This is a genomic window from Mediterraneibacter gnavus ATCC 29149, assembly GCF_008121495.1.
In the GTDB taxonomy this organism is placed as follows: Bacteria; Bacillota; Clostridia; order Lachnospirales; family Lachnospiraceae; genus Mediterraneibacter; species Mediterraneibacter gnavus.
This window is the reverse complement of record NZ_CP043051.1, coordinates 1,363,502-1,381,839: the sequence shown is the minus strand read 5'-3', so window position 1 is coordinate 1,381,839 and position 18,338 is coordinate 1,363,502. Positions and strand designations below refer to the sequence as shown.

The 18,338-nt window shown below is 38.3% G+C and carries 17 protein-coding genes; all 17 read right to left on the bottom strand.

Translation table 11 applies throughout. From position 1 onward, the window contains the following. Positions 1–38: 38 nt before the first annotated feature. Complete coding sequence (locus tag FXV78_RS06675) at positions 39–578, bottom strand: VanZ family protein (RefSeq protein ID WP_004842802.1); 540 nt, start codon at positions 576–578, stop codon at positions 39–41. Positions 579–587: 9 nt separating this feature from the next. Beyond that, the gene (locus tag FXV78_RS06670; RefSeq protein ID WP_004842803.1) at positions 588–1,586 is read right to left on the bottom strand and encodes an LCP family protein; all 999 of its coding nucleotides are present in this window, start codon (positions 1,584–1,586) and stop codon (positions 588–590) included. Beyond that, positions 1,573–2,337: a class B sortase gene (srtB, locus tag FXV78_RS06665; protein WP_004842804.1), complete on the bottom strand. Its 765-nt coding sequence runs from the start codon at positions 2,335–2,337 to the stop codon at positions 1,573–1,575. Before srtB ends, FXV78_RS06670 begins: the two co-directional genes overlap by 14 nt. 94 nt (positions 2,338–2,431) lie before the next feature. Beyond that, positions 2,432–3,160 (bottom strand): YveK family protein, encoded by a 729-nt coding sequence (locus FXV78_RS06660; protein ID WP_004842805.1) that lies wholly within the window; start codon positions 3,158–3,160, stop codon positions 2,432–2,434. A gap of 301 nt (positions 3,161–3,461) precedes the next feature. Further along, positions 3,462–6,272, bottom strand: coding sequence for an AAA family ATPase (locus tag FXV78_RS18510; RefSeq protein WP_004842806.1), 2,811 nt, complete (start codon positions 6,270–6,272; stop codon positions 3,462–3,464). Positions 6,273–6,517: 245 nt separating this feature from the next. After that, positions 6,518–7,405: an Rpn family recombination-promoting nuclease/putative transposase gene (locus tag FXV78_RS06650; protein WP_004842807.1), complete on the bottom strand. Its 888-nt coding sequence runs from the start codon at positions 7,403–7,405 to the stop codon at positions 6,518–6,520. A 231-nt stretch (positions 7,406–7,636) separates the two neighbouring features. Beyond that, complete coding sequence (gene wecB / locus FXV78_RS06645; RefSeq protein ID WP_039959660.1) at positions 7,637–8,806, bottom strand: non-hydrolyzing UDP-N-acetylglucosamine 2-epimerase; 1,170 nt, start codon at positions 8,804–8,806, stop codon at positions 7,637–7,639. 11 nt (positions 8,807–8,817) lie between these two features. Next, positions 8,818–9,333, bottom strand: a complete 516-nt coding sequence (locus tag FXV78_RS06640) for an acetyltransferase (protein ID WP_004842809.1) — start codon at positions 9,331–9,333, stop codon at positions 8,818–8,820. Further along, positions 9,333–10,535 (bottom strand): capsular polysaccharide biosynthesis protein CapF, encoded by a 1,203-nt coding sequence (locus FXV78_RS06635; RefSeq protein WP_004842810.1) that lies wholly within the window; start codon positions 10,533–10,535, stop codon positions 9,333–9,335. The genes FXV78_RS06640 and FXV78_RS06635 overlap by 1 nt, the downstream gene beginning before the upstream one ends. Next, a complete protein-coding gene (locus FXV78_RS06630; protein WP_004842811.1) occupies positions 10,535–11,581 on the bottom strand; it encodes a nucleoside-diphosphate sugar epimerase/dehydratase in 1,047 nt (348 codons plus the stop codon). The genes FXV78_RS06635 and FXV78_RS06630 overlap by 1 nt, the downstream gene beginning before the upstream one ends. An 81-nt stretch (positions 11,582–11,662) precedes the next feature. Further along, positions 11,663–12,811, bottom strand: a complete 1,149-nt coding sequence (neuC, locus tag FXV78_RS06625) for a UDP-N-acetylglucosamine 2-epimerase (protein WP_039959661.1) — start codon at positions 12,809–12,811, stop codon at positions 11,663–11,665. Next, positions 12,808–13,497, bottom strand: coding sequence for an acylneuraminate cytidylyltransferase family protein (locus FXV78_RS06620; protein ID WP_004842813.1), 690 nt, complete (start codon positions 13,495–13,497; stop codon positions 12,808–12,810). Before FXV78_RS06620 ends, neuC begins: the two co-directional genes overlap by 4 nt. A gap of 79 nt (positions 13,498–13,576) precedes the next feature. Continuing rightward, positions 13,577–14,617, bottom strand: coding sequence for an N-acetylneuraminate synthase (gene neuB, locus FXV78_RS06615; RefSeq protein ID WP_004842814.1), 1,041 nt, complete (start codon positions 14,615–14,617; stop codon positions 13,577–13,579). Further along, positions 14,614–15,246 (bottom strand): acetyltransferase, encoded by a 633-nt coding sequence (locus FXV78_RS06610; protein WP_004842815.1) that lies wholly within the window; start codon positions 15,244–15,246, stop codon positions 14,614–14,616. Before FXV78_RS06610 ends, neuB begins: the two co-directional genes overlap by 4 nt. A gap of 27 nt (positions 15,247–15,273) precedes the next feature. Further along, positions 15,274–16,677 carry a glycosyltransferase family protein gene (locus tag FXV78_RS06605; protein ID WP_004842816.1) on the bottom strand — a complete coding sequence of 468 codons (1,404 nt, stop codon included), beginning with the start codon at positions 16,675–16,677 and terminating at the stop codon, positions 15,274–15,276. 178 nt (positions 16,678–16,855) lie between these two features. Beyond that, positions 16,856–17,917: a glycosyltransferase family 4 protein gene (locus tag FXV78_RS06600; protein ID WP_004842817.1), complete on the bottom strand. Its 1,062-nt coding sequence runs from the start codon at positions 17,915–17,917 to the stop codon at positions 16,856–16,858. Positions 17,918–17,924: 7 nt separating this feature from the next. Next, entirely contained in the window at positions 17,925–18,323 is a 399-nt protein-coding gene (tagD, locus tag FXV78_RS06595) for a glycerol-3-phosphate cytidylyltransferase (protein WP_004842818.1), read from the bottom strand. Positions 18,324–18,338 lie beyond the last annotated feature (15 nt).

Below are 18,338 nucleotides of genomic sequence, written 5' to 3'. Positions count from 1 at the left end.
CCTTGTCCTGTGGAATCTTTTTATACTTTTTTAGAATATCACTGAAATCTGGATTTGTAAACCCTTTTCCACAATTTCTTTGCAATCTGATATATTCCATATCCTGCCATCATTCCTGCCGCATTTGTAATCAGGTCATCCAGCTGAAACAGGCCTCTTCCCGTCAGCATCTGCAGCGTCTCGATCAGCAGACTCCCTGCGAATCCAAGCAGGAAGCTGCGCTTCCAGTTCCGGATCTGCTTCCACATCCAGGGACATAAAATCCCTGCCGGCAAAAACAATAATACATTTTCGATCAACTGAATCGTATAATCCGAAGATTCCTCCAGAAGACTGAAAAAAGTCAGATCCACCCTGTCTACAATTCCGGATTCCCGCGAAAACAATGTCAGATGTCCGACTACGACCACATAAATGATCATAAGACTGCTGTTTATAATAAAAGAAACTCTGCCATACTTCTTTCTGTTATACAAGATCATGATAAACAGAAACACTACTGCAGCTGCCAGCCCATAAGGAATATAAGCACACGCATCTGCGACATCTCTTTCTACACTCCTTAAAATCGCTTTCATTCATATCCCCTATGATTCTACTTCTTTGTAAAAAATATTGACGATCATCTCCTGCAGACTGGCATCATCCACATGAAATTCGTCGTGTTCTTCTCCTGCCCGAACCTCCCCCGGAACTTTTAAAATCTCAGGATTCATGTCATACGACGCTACCTTTTCCAGCATATCCAGACTTAAATCTGTCGTAATATACGGCTGTCCCACCTGCCAGAACTGACGCAGCATGGAGTTGCCGCCATCTTCCGTAGATTTCACTTTCTCCAGAAGCGCCTGTACAAACTGAGTCTGCCGCTCCATACGCTGTTCATTACTTCCAAGAACAGATGTATCACGGCTTCGAATATATTTCTCTGTAAGCTCCCCATTCAGTGTTATCGTACTTCCCTGGACAAATACAGGATCGATCGCGGTGTAATCTTCCGGAACAGTCATCGTTACTCCGCCGATCTGATCCACGATCGGAACAATTCCTGACATATTCAGCGACAGATAATCATGAATCGGAATATCATAGAGCAGATTGGATACTGCCTCCCTGGTTAGCTGACAGCTTCTTTTTTCTCCGTCCCCATACGCATACTGGGTTGCGATCTGAGCCGTCTCGGTCGCCATATAGTCCCCATCAATACCGTAAATCTTCACATCCGCCATAGAATCTCTTGATATTTCCAAAAGCGTAGTTGTCTTTTTGTCTGTATCTAACACCAACAGGACCAGACAATCAGACTGGCCACTCCGCCCGGTGTTCTCCTTAACTGTCACTACTTCATTTTTATCCACTCCCATAAACAGCATGGTGCGCAGATCTGAATTATACTTATACTTTTTCCCGTTGTATGTGATATAAGAAGAACCGTCCGTACTTTCAGGTTCTGCTGATACCTCTTCTTTTTCCTTATCCGCCTTTTTATTCTGCATCCCGGCATAAACCGCTCCTGCTGCCGCTATAACAGCGATCACTGCCAGAATGATGATCACAATTTTCGCTTTATCTTTAGTCTTCTTCACTGATTAACACTGCCTCCACTAAAAATCGTTTGTCATCCTGTCCCGTCATACAAGTACTAAGTGTCAGAATCCTGCTGTCTGTATTCACAGAAACATCATCCCGGATGACATTGCCCAGATTTCTGGAATTGTAAATAGAATCCAGAAATGCCTGTCTCTGATCTGCAAACGCATAGTCAAAACTATGAAGAATGTGTCTGTCATCATATACAACTGCCGCAAAAATCTGATATGTCAACTTCTTCTCCGGTGTATAGATCACCACATTCGGATGCTGCTGCATATACGACGCATCCGCATAGTTGTGCAGATTTTGAAACATACTTCCATCTTTCATGTCATGCCCGTAGATCACGGTATTAAAATCCGTAAATTCCTTCGTGTTCCAATTCTCTGTATAAATAGATCCCGGATATCCCTCCTGGCCTTCAATCGTATGATTCAGATAATACTCATTGTCCGTAGCACTCTGCGCAACGGGATAATTAATATTCGTCCCGTCAATCTGGATCCATGCATAAATATCCGGATTCTGAGCCTGAAGCTGTGCAAAATCAATCGGGATCTCCACATGTGACTCCTCTGTCTGTGGTTCCTCCTCTTTGCTCTCCTGTTTCACAACCTCTTTCTGAAGTTTCTTGTAAACCTTCTCATTTTTATTCTGCGTAACATAATAGTATCCGATATAAAACACACTTCCAATAATCACACAAATTAAAATACCAATCAGAATCTTTCTGGATTTTTTCATAGACTTTGCCCTTTCTTTAATATATGGAAAAAGAAGCAGTGCAAGTATGTTCTCCCCGGAACACCCTCCTGCAATGCCTCTCCTGTTCTATCTCTTATGCCTCTGATGATGCACGTCTTCTCTTCTTTTCCTTTGGAATTGATGCCAGTGTATTCAGCTGCAGATATCTTCTTACGTCCTCTTCCGACTTGATCGTATCATCCAGTAAGAATAATAGCGTAAATACTCCCACTGCAAGAACTGCTCCGATCAGTCCACCCATGATCATATTCTTCTTTACATTCGGACTGACTGGATAATTTGGCTTTTCTGCCTCTTCCACACTACTTGGCTTATCAATCACCATAACCTCTGAAATACGCTCTGCAACAGCATCTGCCGCCGCATTTGCAATATCTGCCGCAAGCTGTGCATCTGAATTCGTGGCAGTCATCCTCATCAAACTTGTTCCGGACGGATTCTCTATCGTGATCATCCCCTGCAGCTGCTCCACAGAGTAATTCAAATCTTTATACTTATAATCTGCTTTCAGCTTCTCCTCAATCTTGTTCATTACCGGACGGCTCTTCGCCAGTACAGAAAAGTCCGCAGTAAGCTGCTTGCTCAGTGTCAGATCCACACCGGACATACTCACCGAATTACCAAGAACATAAATCGTAGATGTCGCCTGATACTGTGGTGTGACAAACAACTTCGTATACCCTCCGACTGTCACAGCACCAATGACCAGACACAGAAGTATCACCCACGCTTTTTTCAATAATACATGAAATAATTCTATCAGATCGATCTCCATCTCATCATTTCTCATCTGTTCTTCCATCACTTATTCTCCCATAACCACATACTTTGACCTTAATCCGCTTTAGTATAACATATATTTTTTTATTCTGAAACCGTATTATTGAACAAATTTCCAGAAAAAATTTCCAGAAAAAATTTCCATTATCATACATAAAAGCGTAATTTCCGAATATATTATAATCATATCCCAACGCAGAAAGGTCTTATATGGAACGACTTATCACAGGCGGCATTGCCTTACTTCTTATTATCGCAATTGAAATTATACTATACTGCAGACTCGTACGCGCCTCAAAAAAAGAATATCATGACGATTCCCTTTAACACTCTCTCACAATCCGACACATTTCATCAAACTGATCTTCCATCTCCTGCACCAGTCTGAACTGTGTACGGGCACGGACCAGATTGTGCTCCGGATATGCGGTCTTGAAATACGTATCTCCCTGCAGAAAATCCATGAGGAACCGGATTCCGCATTCGAATGTCATCAGTCTTGCACCCCACGGAAGACTCTCTAACTCCTCCGGTGTCAGGACATCTCTTGCCATCTCCAGATACCCTTTCACATACAGTTCATACAGATTGATATCAAAATGGACCTTGTCCAGATCACGTTCATCTTCTTCCGCCGTAGATGCGCCAAAACGGATCGAATCTCCAAAATCATTGGCTGCCAGTCCCGGCATGATCGTATCCAGATCAATAATACACAATCCCTTTCCGGACTCTGCGTCAAATAAAATATTATTCAGTTTTGTATCATTGTGTGTCACACGCAGCGGCAGAACACCTGCTTCCATCCTGCTCATCAGAGCTCCGCAGTCTTTTTCTCTCGCCAGTGCAAATTCAATCTCCGAACGGCACAGACGGGCGCGGTTCTTCACATCTCGCTCTACGGCCTGTGCAAACGCTTCAAATCGTTTTACCGTGTCGTGGAAATTCGGGATCGTCTCATAAAGACTCTCTGCCGGATACTCACCCAGCTGCTTCAAAAAATGACCAAAGCTTCTGGCTGACTGGTAAAACTGCTCCGGACGCTCCACCATCTGATAGCACACAGAATTGGCGATAAAATTCGCACAGCGCCATGGCTGACCTTCATCATCCTCAAAATATGTCTCCCCGCTCTTCGTCTTGATGTAGGCCAGTGTCTCACGATCCGGATCTCCGCCTTCCCGACGGATCACATCCCGTAGAAACTCTGTCACTCCGAAAATATTCTCCATTACCTTACCAGGCTCTTTGAACACATTGATATTGATTCTCTGCAGTACGTATAATGGCTTCTCTGTGCCGTCTTCCATCGGCATATATACTGCGTACGTCTCATTGATGTGCCCTTCCCCAAACGGTTTTACATAACTGCACTGGGGACCGAATCCAAATGCATACAGTGCATCCTCAAGCGCTCTGCTGTCCACACCTTCGATCTTTCTCCTGGTAGAGAAAATGACTTCTCCTGCCTCTACCTTCTTCTCCTGCTCGATCGTACAGTTTGCTTTTACCACACTTCCAAGCCCCACATGCGCTCCGGCGCATACCACCGAATCATGATCCACAACTGCTCCGCTGTTGACAAGCGCCGCCCGATCCACATGGGTATGCGTATTCACTACCGCGCGCTGCATAATAAAACATCCAGGTCCCAAAACCGCACTTGGACTCACAATTGCAGACGGATGCACAATCGATGGCACATCATATCCTGCCTCCAGCAATTTGTCTGTCCAGAATAATCTCGTATGATTATTCCCAAATGCCGCCACTGCCATCTTGTATTCTCCATACTTGGCCGTATAGTCGCAGCACTTTCCAACTACGTCCTTTCCAAACGCCGCATCGTCAAGAAATACGATCTCCTCATACCCCAGCTGGATCGCTGTTTCCTTCACCATCTGCCCGAAGCCACCTGCTCCGAGAATCAATAAACTTTTCATATGTCCCTCTCCTCGCTCTTTTATGATATTACGTTCAAATTCATCCTTCCAATCCATGGTACTAATAGCATTCACATATTCCTTGGAAACCTCTTTGTTTGGAATACTCACTGATTCTAAGATTCCATCATAAGTCAAATATCCTAAATGCACCAATAAAGTCAGAATATCATCTCTGGTAGCAAAAGTAGTCATATCATTACTGAATGTTCCCGTATTAATCCGAATACTCTCTCCTGCCAGCATCCCGACTATCGCATCTTTCAAACCATCCATATTCATCTGAATATAAACTTTTAACGCCTCATAAGTTTCTGTCTGATTCCAATAAGTTCCGAATTTGTGGCGAAGCATTGCTTCCACAACAGATTTTGGACTGTACATAGAATAGCAAATATCTCTGTCCTGTTTGTGCGTAATCAAACCATACCCGTCATACCACGCCTTTGCTTCTTCAAAATCCATTCCATATTCCATGCAAAGATTTTTTACTTCATTTTCTGTAAAACCAAAATACGCAGCCAGCTCCCCCGGTTCTGTCATAGAATATTCCGTAAACATATTCAATGCCGAATGGGAACCATATTTCTTAATTGGCAAAATCCCCGTCATATAAGCAAATGCTACATTATCCTGATCTTTCAGCCACGCACGCAAAAAATCCAGATACTTTTTCTGGGCTTTCTGATCCTGCTGATACTCACGAAACAAACAATCCCATTCATCAATCAAGATTACAAAAGAACGTTTTGTGTGAGAATACACATCCTGCATTGCAAAGACAAGATCCTCCTCCCGTACATATTCCGGATATTTCTGCTTTAAATCAGACAGAATTCTTCTTTGCATTAATGTAAGCATCCCTTCCACATCATCTGATCTGCTTAAAAATTCCTGCATATTAATCTTCAGCACATCATACTGATTCAAATGTTTTCGGTAAGACTTACACTGACTGATGGAAAGTCCTTCAAATAATTCCTCTGTATCATCCCCGCAATCATAATAGGCTGCCAGCATATCTGCTGCCATTGACTTTCCAAAACGCCTCGGACGACTGACACACATAAACCTCTGTTGTGTATTCACATAGCGATTTGTCACATCTAACAGTTCGCTTTTATCAACAAATATTTCGGAATTTAAAGACATTTTAAACCCTGCTGCTCCTGGATTTAAATAAATGCCCATGGCATATCATCCCCTTTCGTCCTCTAAAACCGATTCCTTCCTTTCAGTATTTCCACACTTTCTAACTCTCATTATAACAGATACCATATATTTATGCTAATCATCAAACTACAAAATATAGAATTCCTCTGCTCTTCTTTGAATATCTGCCCGAAACGGCATTGACTTGTTCCTTTTTATCATCAGCCCCGGCCAGAACAGCCACGGCTGATGATATTAGATCGGATATTCTCCGATGTAGATTCTTATTTTATCTTCTTTGCAAATTCTTCCACAGATTTCGATTGGAATGCCATCCTGATCCACTCTTTCAGTACATCCAAATCACCTTGTTCTTCAATTTGATCCGAAAGTACTTTAGGAACCGTTCCAAGATTCTGCAAAAATAAGAGTAACGTATCCTTACTCTCAGAAATTCGCCCCTCTGCAACTCCTTCAGCACGCCCTTTTGCAAATCCGGCAGCCCGTTCTTCTTTCAGCATCTCTTCAAAAATCATAAAGCGTTCCTCCATCTCCCGACTTCCCTTAACGTTGCGGATAAACTTCTGTAACTGCTCCACATATGGGTCGTGAAACTCCTTTTCGCTTCCCTCAAGATCCTCTTTCATGTACTGCAGAAATGTGACCAATTCTCCCGGAACTTCACTTTCGTTCTTTCCACGGGTATTTAAAAACACAGTGGTTCGCCCATCTTCCAAATCCACATTTTCAGATTCCTGACACGTTGTCCGAAAGGTATAGCGATACTGGTCTTTTCCAAATGGATCAAAATCACAGATAAAAATAACATAGGTATTCGGAAGTTCCGTATAATCTTCTCCGGTCAGCAACATCTCCATGTCCATCTGACTCTGATAATAACGGCTTCTCTTTCCAAGTGCCGGCTTTCTCTCCACCTGCATTTCCACGTTATAACGCGTCTGCTTCTCATCTTTTGCATACACATCCAGGCGAACACCTTTATACTCCGGATGATACACTATGCTTTTTTCTTTGCTGACATCCACTCGATCGATCTGTATCTCCAACACTCTTTCTAAAAGACCTTTGCAATTATCTTCGTCCATCATCACTGCGCCGAACATAAAATTATCTTTGATCGTGAGTTCCTTTAATCGTTTTGTTCTTCCCATTTTATTCCTCCATTGGCAGAGGAATTCTATAAGATGATTATAGCAAACCCGGTTATGAAGTCAATACACTTTTCTTAGCTTTGATAAGACGCTCCTCCGGATAAGTGACTTAGTATCCAAACAAAAAATCATCCAAATCCTGAAGTGCTTCTCTCAATTCTTCAATCAGAATTCTTGAGTATTCTTGCATATCGATGATTCTCCTTATATAGTGAACAGTTTTTCACACTCTTAAAACTTTCTCCACACCATTTTATTCACGACTCCTGTATAGCTTTGAATGATCTTCACAACTTTTGTAGACACATTTTCTTCTACATAATCAGGTACCGGGATTCCATAATCTCCATTTTCATTCATCGCTACTGCTGTCTCCACAGCCTGTACCAGTGAATTGCTGTCGATTCCGGCAAGTACAAAGCAGCCTTTATCCAGCGCTTCCGGCCTTTCTGTGGAAGTACGGATGCAAACCGCAGGGAACGGATGACCTACGGATGTAAAGAAACTGCTTTCTTCCGGCAGTGTTCCGCTGTCTGATACTACGGCAAATGCATTCATCTGCAGGCAGTTATAATCGTGGAATCCTAACGGTTCATGCTGAATGACACGTTTATCCAGCTGAAAACCGGATGCTTCCAGTCTCTTTCTGCTTCTTGGGTGACAGGAATATAAGATCGGCATATCGTACTTCTCTGCAATCTTGTTGATTGCCTCAAAGAGAGATAAGAAGTTCTTCTCTGTATCAATATTCTCTTCACGATGTGCAGAGAGCAAGATATATTTTCCCTTTTCCAATCCCAAACGGGCATGTACATCGGATGCTTCGATTTTTTCCAGATTATCATGCAGCACTTCTGCCATTGGAGAGCCTGTCACATAAGTACGTTCTTTCGGCAATCCGCAGTCCGCAAGATAACGGCGGGCATGTTCTGAATATGCCATATTTACATCTGAAATAATGTCTACAATACGGCGGTTTGTCTCTTCCGGAAGACACTCATCTTTACAACGGTTTCCTGCTTCCATATGGAAAATCGGAATATGAAGACGCTTTGCCCCGATCACGCTCAGACAACTGTTCGTATCACCCAGAACCAGTACTGCGTCCGGTTTTATCTCTGCCATCAATTTATAAGATTCGGAAATAATATTTCCCATGGTCTCTCCGAGATCTGCACCCACTGCATTCAGATACACATCCGGATCATCCAACTCCAGATCATGGAAAAATACACCGTTTAAGTTGTAGTCATAGTTCTGTCCGGTATGCGCCAGAATGGTATCAAAATAGTTCCGACACTTTTTGATCACTGCTGCCAGGCGGATAATCTCCGGACGAGTCCCTACAATGATCAATAATTTCAGTTTCCCATTATTCTTAAATGTCACTTCTGTTTTCATTCTATTCTCCCTCACAGCGGGTATGCTCGCAATGGAACCACTTCGCCCGCCTCAATTTTTGTTGCTCTTGGAATCCGATTTTCTGCCTTGATCACAGTCCCCGGAGAAATATGTACGCCTTCTTCGATCACACATCCATGGTCTACAATCGAACCACAATTGATAATACAGCCCGATTGGATCCGACAATCTGTGTTTATGATCGCAAGCGGCAATACAACTGTCCCGGCTTCCACTTCTGCAGTTGGACTTACATAAGCTGTGGCATGTATCAATCGCGGAAGTACAATCTGTGCATCAGATAACTTTTCCATCCAATCCAGGCGCATTTCATTATTTCCAAATGCCGGATACATCTCTGTATTCCCATCGGCAAATTTCAGAAACTCTGCACATGTCCCTAATATCAGATCTGACTTTTCCTGACCGTCATCCAGAAAATAAATCTGCTCATATTTCCCGGACTGCCTTGCAATGTCCGCAACTGTCTTTCCGTATCCACCTGCTCCTAAAATAATCAATCTCATCAATTTTTCACCCTTTCAAAAAATGTATCCGGATGATTCGGATCAAACTGTTCGTTTGCCCACATCACTGTTACAAGGTTTTCTATTTCTGACAGATTGATAATATTGTGCGTATAGCCCGGAAGCATATGGATTGCCTCAATCTTCTCTCCTGACACTTCAAATTCAATCACTTCATCTGTACCAATCTTTCGCTCCTGGATCAATCCATGTCCAGATACTACAATAAAGAATTCCCATTTGCTGTTGTGCCAATGTTCTCCTTTTGTAATTCCCGGCTTCGAAATATTCACAGAAAACTGTCCGCAATTTGCTGTTTTCAACAGCTCTGTAAAACTTCCTCTGTCATCCACATTCATCTTAAGAGGGAAGCTGACTTCCTCTTTTGGCAGATAGGACAAATATGTCGAATATAATTTCTTTGCAAAAGAATTATTTGGAATTTCCGGCATAAGGAGAGATTTCGGCTGATTTTTGAACATTTCCAGTAAATCTACAATTTCTCCCAGTGTTGCCTTGTGGGTTGTCGGCACATAACCGTACTTTCCGGATTCATCTGCCACCGGATCCAGCTCCTGATATTCACAGTGATGTTCTTTTCCTTCCAAAGCATCCAACATCTCTTCCACCAGATCATCAATATAGAGAAGTTCTAATTCTGTCGCTCTGTCATTCACCTGAATCGGAAGATTGTTTGCGATGTTATTGCAGAATGTAGCAACTGCACTGTTGTAATTCGGTCTGCACCATTTTCCAAAAAGGTTCGGGAAACGGTACACCAGCACTTTTGCTCCGCACTCTTTGCCATATTCGAAAAATAACTCTTCTCCTGCCAGCTTGCTCTTTCCATAATCAGACTGTCCATAGCGTCCGATCAGCGTTGCCTGAATGGAACTGGAAAGCATCACCGGACAGGTATTGTGATACTTTTTCAATGTGTCCAACAATTTCGATGCAAATCCAAGATTTCCATCCATAAATTCAGACTGCTCTTTTGGCCGGTTCACCCCCGCAAGATTGAAAACAAAGTCTGCTTTCTCACAATATGTATCTAACAGAGATTCATCTGTATCAATATCATATTCAAAGATCTCTTCGATTGTAAGATCTCGTGTTCTGTTTTTACCATCTTTGATGCAATATAAGTTGGCTGCAAGGTTTTTTCCAACAAAGCCTTTTGCTCCTGTTATAAGAATGTTCATTATCGATTCTCCCACTCCGCTAATTCATCTCTGATATACTGCAGTGTCAACAACTTCTCTTTTACTTGCTCCACATCCAGTAATTCTGTGTTGCTGGAATTGAATTCTGTTAATATGTTTCTCTCCACATCACCTTCTTTGAAATACTTATCGTAATTCAAGTCTCTCTTATCACATGGCACACGGTAGAACTCACCCATATCAATCGCATTAGCACATTCTTCATTTGTAAGTAATGTCTCGTACATTTTTTCACCATGACGAATACCGATCACTTTAATTTCATGTCCCGGTGCAAACAATTCTGTTACTGCCTTTGCTAACACCTCAATCGTACATGCCGGAGCTTTCTGTACTAAAATATCTCCGCTTGTCCCATTTTCAAAAGCAAATAACACTAAGTCTACTGCTTCTTCTAAGCTCATAATAAATCTGGTCATAGAAGGTTCTGTAATTGTGATTGGATTTCCTGCTTTAATCTGTTCGATCCAAAGAGGAATTACAGATCCACGGGAGCACATAACATTTCCGTAACGAGTACAGCAGATTTTTGTTTTTTCCGGATCTACTGTTCTTGATTTGGCTACAATGACTTTTTCCATCATTGCCTTACTTGTTCCCATTGCATTGACAGGGTACGCTGCTTTATCTGTAGAAAGACAGATTACAGATTTTACACCTTCTTCGATTGCTGCAGTCAATACATTTTCTGTACCAAGAACATTTGTCTTTACTGCTTCAATCGGGAAGAACTCACAAGATGGAACCTGTTTTAAAGCTGCTGCATGGAAGATATAATCTACCCCGTGCATTGCATTCTTTACAGAGGCCAAGTCACGAACATCCCCAATAAAGAACTTAATTTTATTTGATGCTTCCGGCATTTTTGCCTGAAATTCATGTCTCATATCATCCTGCTTTTTCTCATCACGTGAGAAAATACGGATTTCTTTGATATCGGTTTCTAAAAATCCATTGAGAACAGCATTTCCGAAAGAACCTGTTCCACCTGTGATCATCAATGTTTTATCTTTAAATACACTCATAATATCTTTTCTCCTAAAAATAAGTAATTATCTAAACCACTTTTGCCAATGCTAATATGCCATACATACACCCAAAATCAACTATATATCATAAAATCTTTTTGGTTCGCTTATATCACTTTCAAGTCCAGATAACAATTCTTTGGTTTTTGTATAATAATGACAAGCTGTATCTTTTTGATAATAAGGATTAACTATCTTTTCTATGTTTGTATTATACGATAGTACATTTTCTATTGCCTCTCCTATATCAGTAGACTCACATTTAATATCAATTACGCTATTTCCACGTACTCTCCCATTCTGTCTGTCTCCAATATTAATCGTATAAATTCCTAAACTTGGTGCTTCAATTATTCCAGAAGAAGAATTTCCTATTAAACAAATTCCTTTTTTTAATAAATAATGGTATGCATCTGGATGAAGGTTTTCAAAATACAATGTATTATCATTTTCTTCAACAAATAATTTAATGGTATTTCTAATTATGTCAGAATGAGTGTCTGCATTTGTTCCAAGAAATACAAATTGATAGTCTTTAAATTTAGAAATCGCACATAAAAGTTCTTTTATCTGCTCCAAAGTGCTTCTATTAGTAAGTGTTTCCGGATGGAATAGTATCACAAAATATTTTCTCTCTGGTAAACATTTCACAAAATCAGGCACATTTTTTTCATCCATATATAAACAATTCTCTGCTCCAAGCGCACCTAAATAAAATACCTTATCCGGCTGTTCTCCAAGCTGAATAACTCTTTTTCTATATTCTTCAGTGGCTGTAAAATGATATAAACTCATTTTTGTTATTGCATGACGAATAAATTCATCATAGTTACCGTATGTAGCTTCTCCTCCATGAATATGTAAAATAGGAAGTTGTTGCATTGCTGCAGCTGTTGCTACTGACAGCATTTCATATCTATCTCCTAAAATAATAAGTAAATCATATCTATTTGTTGCAAAATGGTCTGCAAATCCTTCCATTGTCTGTGCCATAGTGTGAAGGATCATTTTATTTGATGATGAATCTAAATCCACTTTGATTTCTGCTGCAATGTCAAATCCATCTTCATAAATTAGTTTAACTTGATTACCATATGTTTCACTAAGAAGTGCACCAGTAACCAATATTTTCAAATCAATATCGTCATCTTTATTTAATAGATCAAGGTATCGACGTACAATTCCATAATCTGCTCTTGATCCTGTTACAAAAGCTATTTTTTTCATAAGACTTTCTCCTGTAATTTCTTCTTCATACATAAATTTGCAAATTCATAGTCCAAAGAAGTATCAATATCAATTGAATCAAATGTATTCATGATATACGCCATACTTCTAGCGCCAAAAAAATGTTTGTGGTTTAAATATTCCTTGGGTTTACCAATGAAAATTGCACCATTTGGGGAATATTCTTTATATGCCTGCCTCCGGTAATTTGAAAAATCAGTATCAAAATATTTTAAACTTCCATCCTGTTCAATTGGTCTCACGAGAACCGAAGAATGCTCAGCCTCCTTTACTGAAACAAGGAAATCATATTCCTGCATACACTCTTCAAACATTTCACAAGCCTTTTTTATATGTAATTCATCTCTCATCGGGGAAGTAGGCTGTAACAATACAAAATAGTCCACTATTTCTACTTTACTTAACACGTCAGCTATTACCATATAAGATGTTGCTTTATCATTAGATAATGCCTCTCCCCTATATAATACCTCCGCACCATATTGCTCCGCTATTTCTCCATATTTTTTAGAATCTGTTGAAACAATCACTTTATTGAAAACTTTACTTTTAAGCGCTGCTTCTATTGAATATGCAATTAACGGCTTCCCACATAAATCAATTATATTTTTATCTTTCAATCCTTTCGAGCCGGAACGAGCCGGAATAATTGCAATTTTCTTCATGATTAAATAATCTCCTTTTCAAATATCTTGAAGTATGCTATGTCCTTCTTCTGGACAAATGCAGACCATGCCTTACTTTTTAACACTCCTGCCACTCAAATCCGGAAACTGTGATCAACTCATCTTCATTAAAATCTCGTTCTGCAACTTTGCCTAATACCTCATACCAATATAATGGACTAATTCCATTTCCAGGTCTTTTACATGTAATATTATCTTCCGTAAAAATTTCACCCACCGATATTTTCTTCAATGCTACAATAGACTTTCTTGCTACGATTTTATTCTTTCTTTCAGAATCTGTCACAATTTTTTTATCACTTCCCGCCATCACTTCAACTCTTCGAACATTCTGAACTAATTCTTTCAATTCATTCGGTGTTGCTGACGCCTTATGATCTGGTCCTTCGTAATTCTTGTCCAATGTGAAATGTTTCTCTATTAAATCAATTCCTAAAACAGCGGCTCCAATTGCAGCTGTATATCCAACCGAATGATCTGAAAATCCAATTTTAACATTTGGAAAATGCTTCTTTAAATCATTAATTGCTAATATATTCACATCTTTATCTGGTGTAGGATACTCCGTATTGCAATGAAGAAGAATGATATCACATTCTTTTGTTCCTGCATTTACTAAAATCTCAATACAATTTTCTATTTCCTCTATAGTTGCCATACCAGAAGAAAGCATAACTTTTTTTCCTTCCCTCTTAATAGCTCCTATTCGATTCAAATACGGCAAATTTGTAATCTCTCCAGAAGGTATTTTCCATAAATTTTGTCCAATAGAATCTAAAAATTCGACTGATCCAATATCAAACGGAGTAGAAAATACTTCTAAACCTATTTCTTCCGCATAAGCCTTTAATTCTAAAAAGTCTTCATGAGACAATTCTAATTTTGCAGTCATTTCTAACTGTGAATCTGAGGTTCCAGTTGTAATTTTCTGGTATTCTGCTTTTGGTGCATAACAAGATATCAAGTCCTTTGCCTTAAAAGTTTGGAATTTAACAGCATCCACACCACAATCTTTTGCTGATTCTACCATTCTTTTTGCTAATTCTTTACTCCCGTTATGATTACAACCAATTTCCGCTACAATAAATACATGTTTCATCCTAACATTGCTCCTTTATTAATTACTTTTGCTGGAACCCCTGCCACGGTTACACCATTCTCCACATCTTCAATAACTACTGCACCTGCACCAACAGTTGACCACTCTCCGATTTTTAGTTGTCCGATTGTCACCGAACTGCTACCTATAAAGCTTCCTGTCCCAACCTCGACATCACCATTAATTACAGTGTTCGTTGATAAATTCACATGATCTGAAACTAAACATCCATGCTCAACAAGAGCTCTTGTGTTTATAATACAATCATTTCCAACTACAGCTTTACTATTTACCACAGCAAACTTTCCAATAAAACACCCTGTCCCTAAGGTTGCTTTTGATGAAACTATTGCAGATCTGTCTACCACATTAATTAAACGCAACTTTCTCTTTTTTAATGTGTCATACCATCTTTTTCTATTTTTATTATTTCCGATAGCAATAAAATAAACATATTTCTCAGGATTTTTTAATTCATCAATACTGGCTGCTAAAATTGGTATATCCAAATGTCTATTCTCATTTGTATATTCATCAACAAATCCAACCAACTCATAATTAAAATAATCAATCGAATCTATTACTGATTTTGCATATCCACCCGCTCCAATCAGTATTAATTTCTCCATCTTTACTCCTCTTTTCAATTTGACATCTTACATGTACTTCAATGTTTGATCCTTCAAATAAAATAAATATTCTCTATATTTTTCTGTATCAACCAATTCATTTGGCAATATATCATTAGTTATTTTTACATCGAAACCAAAAATTTCTTCTGGTTTATATCCTTGATAAGGTAATAAAACTGTCGGTGTATCAAAAAGTGCAGCTTCATATAGCGTTGTAGAATTCGCAGTCAAATGTAAAAAACTTTTTCCTAACAACTCATATAATGGTGTGGTGTTATCAAAAACTTCACATTCAGGAATACTTTCTTTATATCTATTTTTTATCCCATTGTTTTCTCTCGGATGTAATTTAATAACTAATTGATATTTTCTCCATTTATCATCTGTCTCCAACTGTTTTTGAATGCTCTGCAAAAAAGGGATCATCTCACTATAGTAAGTTGCCCCTTTCACATCCTGCTCAAATGGCTGCGATGTAAATAAAATATACTGCCGCTTTTCGTTATTTTCCCCAAATTCCTGCTTATACTTCAGAATTCTCGGATTTCCTATTACCTCTATTTGTTCTTCAGTAAACACTGATTTTTCCATCAAAAGTTTTTTTGTTGCTTCGCCATAAAGAAGCATTGTTCTATCAAAAAATCGTTTGCACTTTTTATTCGCATCAGAAGGATATATATATCCTGGATGAAATGCTGTAATAATTCCATGTTGTAATTCTATTGCTTCAAATTGCCCTGAAAGAATTGGAATAATATTTTCTCTGGCACTCCCCCAGAAATCAATAGCATATTGTATATTATCATAGTTCTTAAAGAGTTTCGCAAATACTCTTTGAGAAATTGCAGTCGATGCATAAGATACCGGCATTTCACGAAGTAATAATGAAATAACTTTTTTTTCATAAGAATTTTCTGGCTCTTTAGCCCTTGCAAAAAAATGTTTTAACTGCTCTCTGCAGTCATTCTCCAATTTAACAGCTTCCTTTCTATGTAATTTCCCATAAAATTTATATAGTAATATATAAAAATCTAAGGGACAATATCTATCTTTTCTGTCATCTTGAAAATAAGCTATATCATATAAGTCTGTTCTCGATGGCCATTCAAACACCACCCCATCTGGATATTTATCCATTAAGTACTCTGCTGCCAAATTTCTCCCATAATCTCTACGAAACATAGTTGATGTAAAAATTAATGTCTTTGCTTTTTTTAACTTTCTAATTTTCCAAAAACTATCCCAAATACGTCGCAGATAAATTTTCCCTTTTTCCACCTGATATTCTGCTTCATTATTATTTGCTTCTCCTGATAATATCAAAGATACTGAATCACGAAAACATGTATAAACTGGCACACCATTCCATTCTATTTCATATAAAAAAGAATATTTTTTTTCAAAATCATATAGCTTTTCTAATCCCATACATCCTCACTCGGTACTTATTATTAAATATAGTCTTTCGAATCAACATTACTATTTTTTGCTGGAACACCTACAACTGTAATTCCTTGCTCCTCAACACTCTTTGTCACAACAAAATTCGCACCTATTCCCCCTGTATCTGCTACCGTAATATTTCCTACAATCCGTGCTCCAATTACTATAATACTCCCATTTTTTGAGATTTTTCATATATTTTCTCAAAATATTTTTCATATTGCTTAATCACATTTCCCCATGTATATGGCTGAATACTTTCATAAGCAGCTTTAGACATTTTCTGATATGTTGTTGGATCATCTAATAAAAATTGAATCTTCTCCTGCATTGTTTCTAAATCAGATACTGCAAAACCATTAATTCCATCAGTTATAAAATCCACATTATAATTTTCATTAATATAAATACTCGGAAGTCTCATTTGAGCTGCTTCTTGAATAACTTTAGGCAATCCTTCATACTCCGATGTCATAAGTAACAAATCGCATTCTTCCATTTCTTGATACACCTGACTATTAGGAATGCGTCCATAAAATCTAAGATTATTTATATTTTCACTCATACAGATCTTCTTCATATCTTCCAACATATCTCCATCTCCAATCATTTTAAATTGAAGATTTGAAAATGTTTTAGCAATATTCACCAGATATTGTGGACGCTTATTTGCCTTCACATTTCCCACCCAAATAATATTCTTTAATTTGTTTTTTTCATCTACTTTTTTTCCAATCGGTATCGTACCAAGAGGAATTACTTCACTTTGAATCCCCCAATATTTTTTTACACTATCAGCAATACAGTTACTAATTGAAAAAAAACTTGTCATATCTTTTATATAATAATCTTTAAATTGTTCCGTGTTGTTAGTGCTCTCAGTGATTACTCCCTCAACAGATGATATACATATTTTATTTTTATGTTTTTGAGAAAACCTTTTGTCCGTTTTCTCCACTTTAGGTAAATAATAAACATCGTAATTTCCCAAAAGCATTGTTAGATATTTACTCCAATACCATATGAAACGATGATGAATTAATTTATGTAAATGTATATCTTGATCCTTATATACCTTTTTATCGATTGCCTTTTTATTTGTGTACATCGTATGCACTTCAAATTTTTCTTTATCCAAATATCTTGCAATATTATCACAATTCACATTTTGTGCATTAGGGAAATTCACATAGCCGCCTAAAAAAATTTTAATTTTTTTATTCATATTAATTTTATTTACCTTTTTTCTTTAGTTCTTCTTTAATCTGTGTACTGGAAATTTCAGGTGTCCTCGGTAAATATACAACATTACATAAGTCCTTCAAAAAATCAAATTTTCCTTCCCAATCATTCCCAATCACAAATGTATCTACATCATATTTTTTAACATCTAAAATTTTTTGTTCCCAGTTCTCTTCTGGAATCACCAAGTCTACATATCTAACAGCCTCTAAAAGCTTTTTTCTTTGTTCATATGTAAAATAACATTTTTTTCTTTTTTCATCCCAATTAAATTCGTCTGTTGATAAAGCAACTATAAGATAATCTCCATATTCTTTTGCCCTTTTAAGTAAATTAATATGTCCATAATGGAGTAAGTCAAAAGTTCCATATGTAATTACACGCTTCATAATTTATTTTACACA

Bases quoted from the DNA above. Each gene is read 5' to 3' on its own strand.
- FXV78_RS06675 (WP_004842802.1), bottom strand. From the start codon at position 578: ATGAAAGCGATTTTAAGGAGTGTAGAAAGAGATGTCGCAGATGCGTGT.
- srtB (WP_004842804.1), bottom strand. From the start codon at position 2,337: ATGAAAAAATCCAGAAAGATTCTGATTGGTATTTTAATTTGTGTGATT.
- FXV78_RS06660 (WP_004842805.1), bottom strand. From the start codon at position 3,160: ATGGAAGAACAGATGAGAAATGATGAGATGGAGATCGATCTGATAGAA.
- FXV78_RS18510 (WP_004842806.1), bottom strand. From the start codon at position 6,272: ATGGGCATTTATTTAAATCCAGGAGCAGCAGGGTTTAAAATGTCTTTA.
- FXV78_RS06650 (WP_004842807.1), bottom strand. From the start codon at position 7,405: ATGGGAAGAACAAAACGATTAAAGGAACTCACGATCAAAGATAATTTT.
- wecB (WP_039959660.1), bottom strand. From the start codon at position 8,806: ATGAAAACAGAAGTGACATTTAAGAATAATGGGAAACTGAAATTATTG.
- FXV78_RS06640 (WP_004842809.1), bottom strand. From the start codon at position 9,333: ATGAGATTGATTATTTTAGGAGCAGGTGGATACGGAAAGACAGTTGCG.
- FXV78_RS06635 (WP_004842810.1), bottom strand. From the start codon at position 10,535: ATGAACATTCTTATAACAGGAGCAAAAGGCTTTGTTGGAAAAAACCTT.
- FXV78_RS06630 (WP_004842811.1), bottom strand. From the start codon at position 11,581: ATGAGTGTATTTAAAGATAAAACATTGATGATCACAGGTGGAACAGGT.
- neuC (WP_039959661.1), bottom strand. From the start codon at position 12,811: ATGAAAAAAATAGCTTTTGTAACAGGATCAAGAGCAGATTATGGAATT.
- FXV78_RS06620 (WP_004842813.1), bottom strand. From the start codon at position 13,497: ATGAAGAAAATTGCAATTATTCCGGCTCGTTCCGGCTCGAAAGGATTG.
- neuB (WP_004842814.1), bottom strand. From the start codon at position 14,617: ATGAAACATGTATTTATTGTAGCGGAAATTGGTTGTAATCATAACGGG.
- FXV78_RS06610 (WP_004842815.1), bottom strand. From the start codon at position 15,246: ATGGAGAAATTAATACTGATTGGAGCGGGTGGATATGCAAAATCAGTA.
- FXV78_RS06605 (WP_004842816.1), bottom strand. From the start codon at position 16,677: ATGGGATTAGAAAAGCTATATGATTTTGAAAAAAAATATTCTTTTTTA.
- FXV78_RS06600 (WP_004842817.1), bottom strand. From the start codon at position 17,917: ATGAATAAAAAAATTAAAATTTTTTTAGGCGGCTATGTGAATTTCCCT.
- tagD (WP_004842818.1), bottom strand. From the start codon at position 18,323: ATGAAGCGTGTAATTACATATGGAACTTTTGACTTACTCCATTATGGA.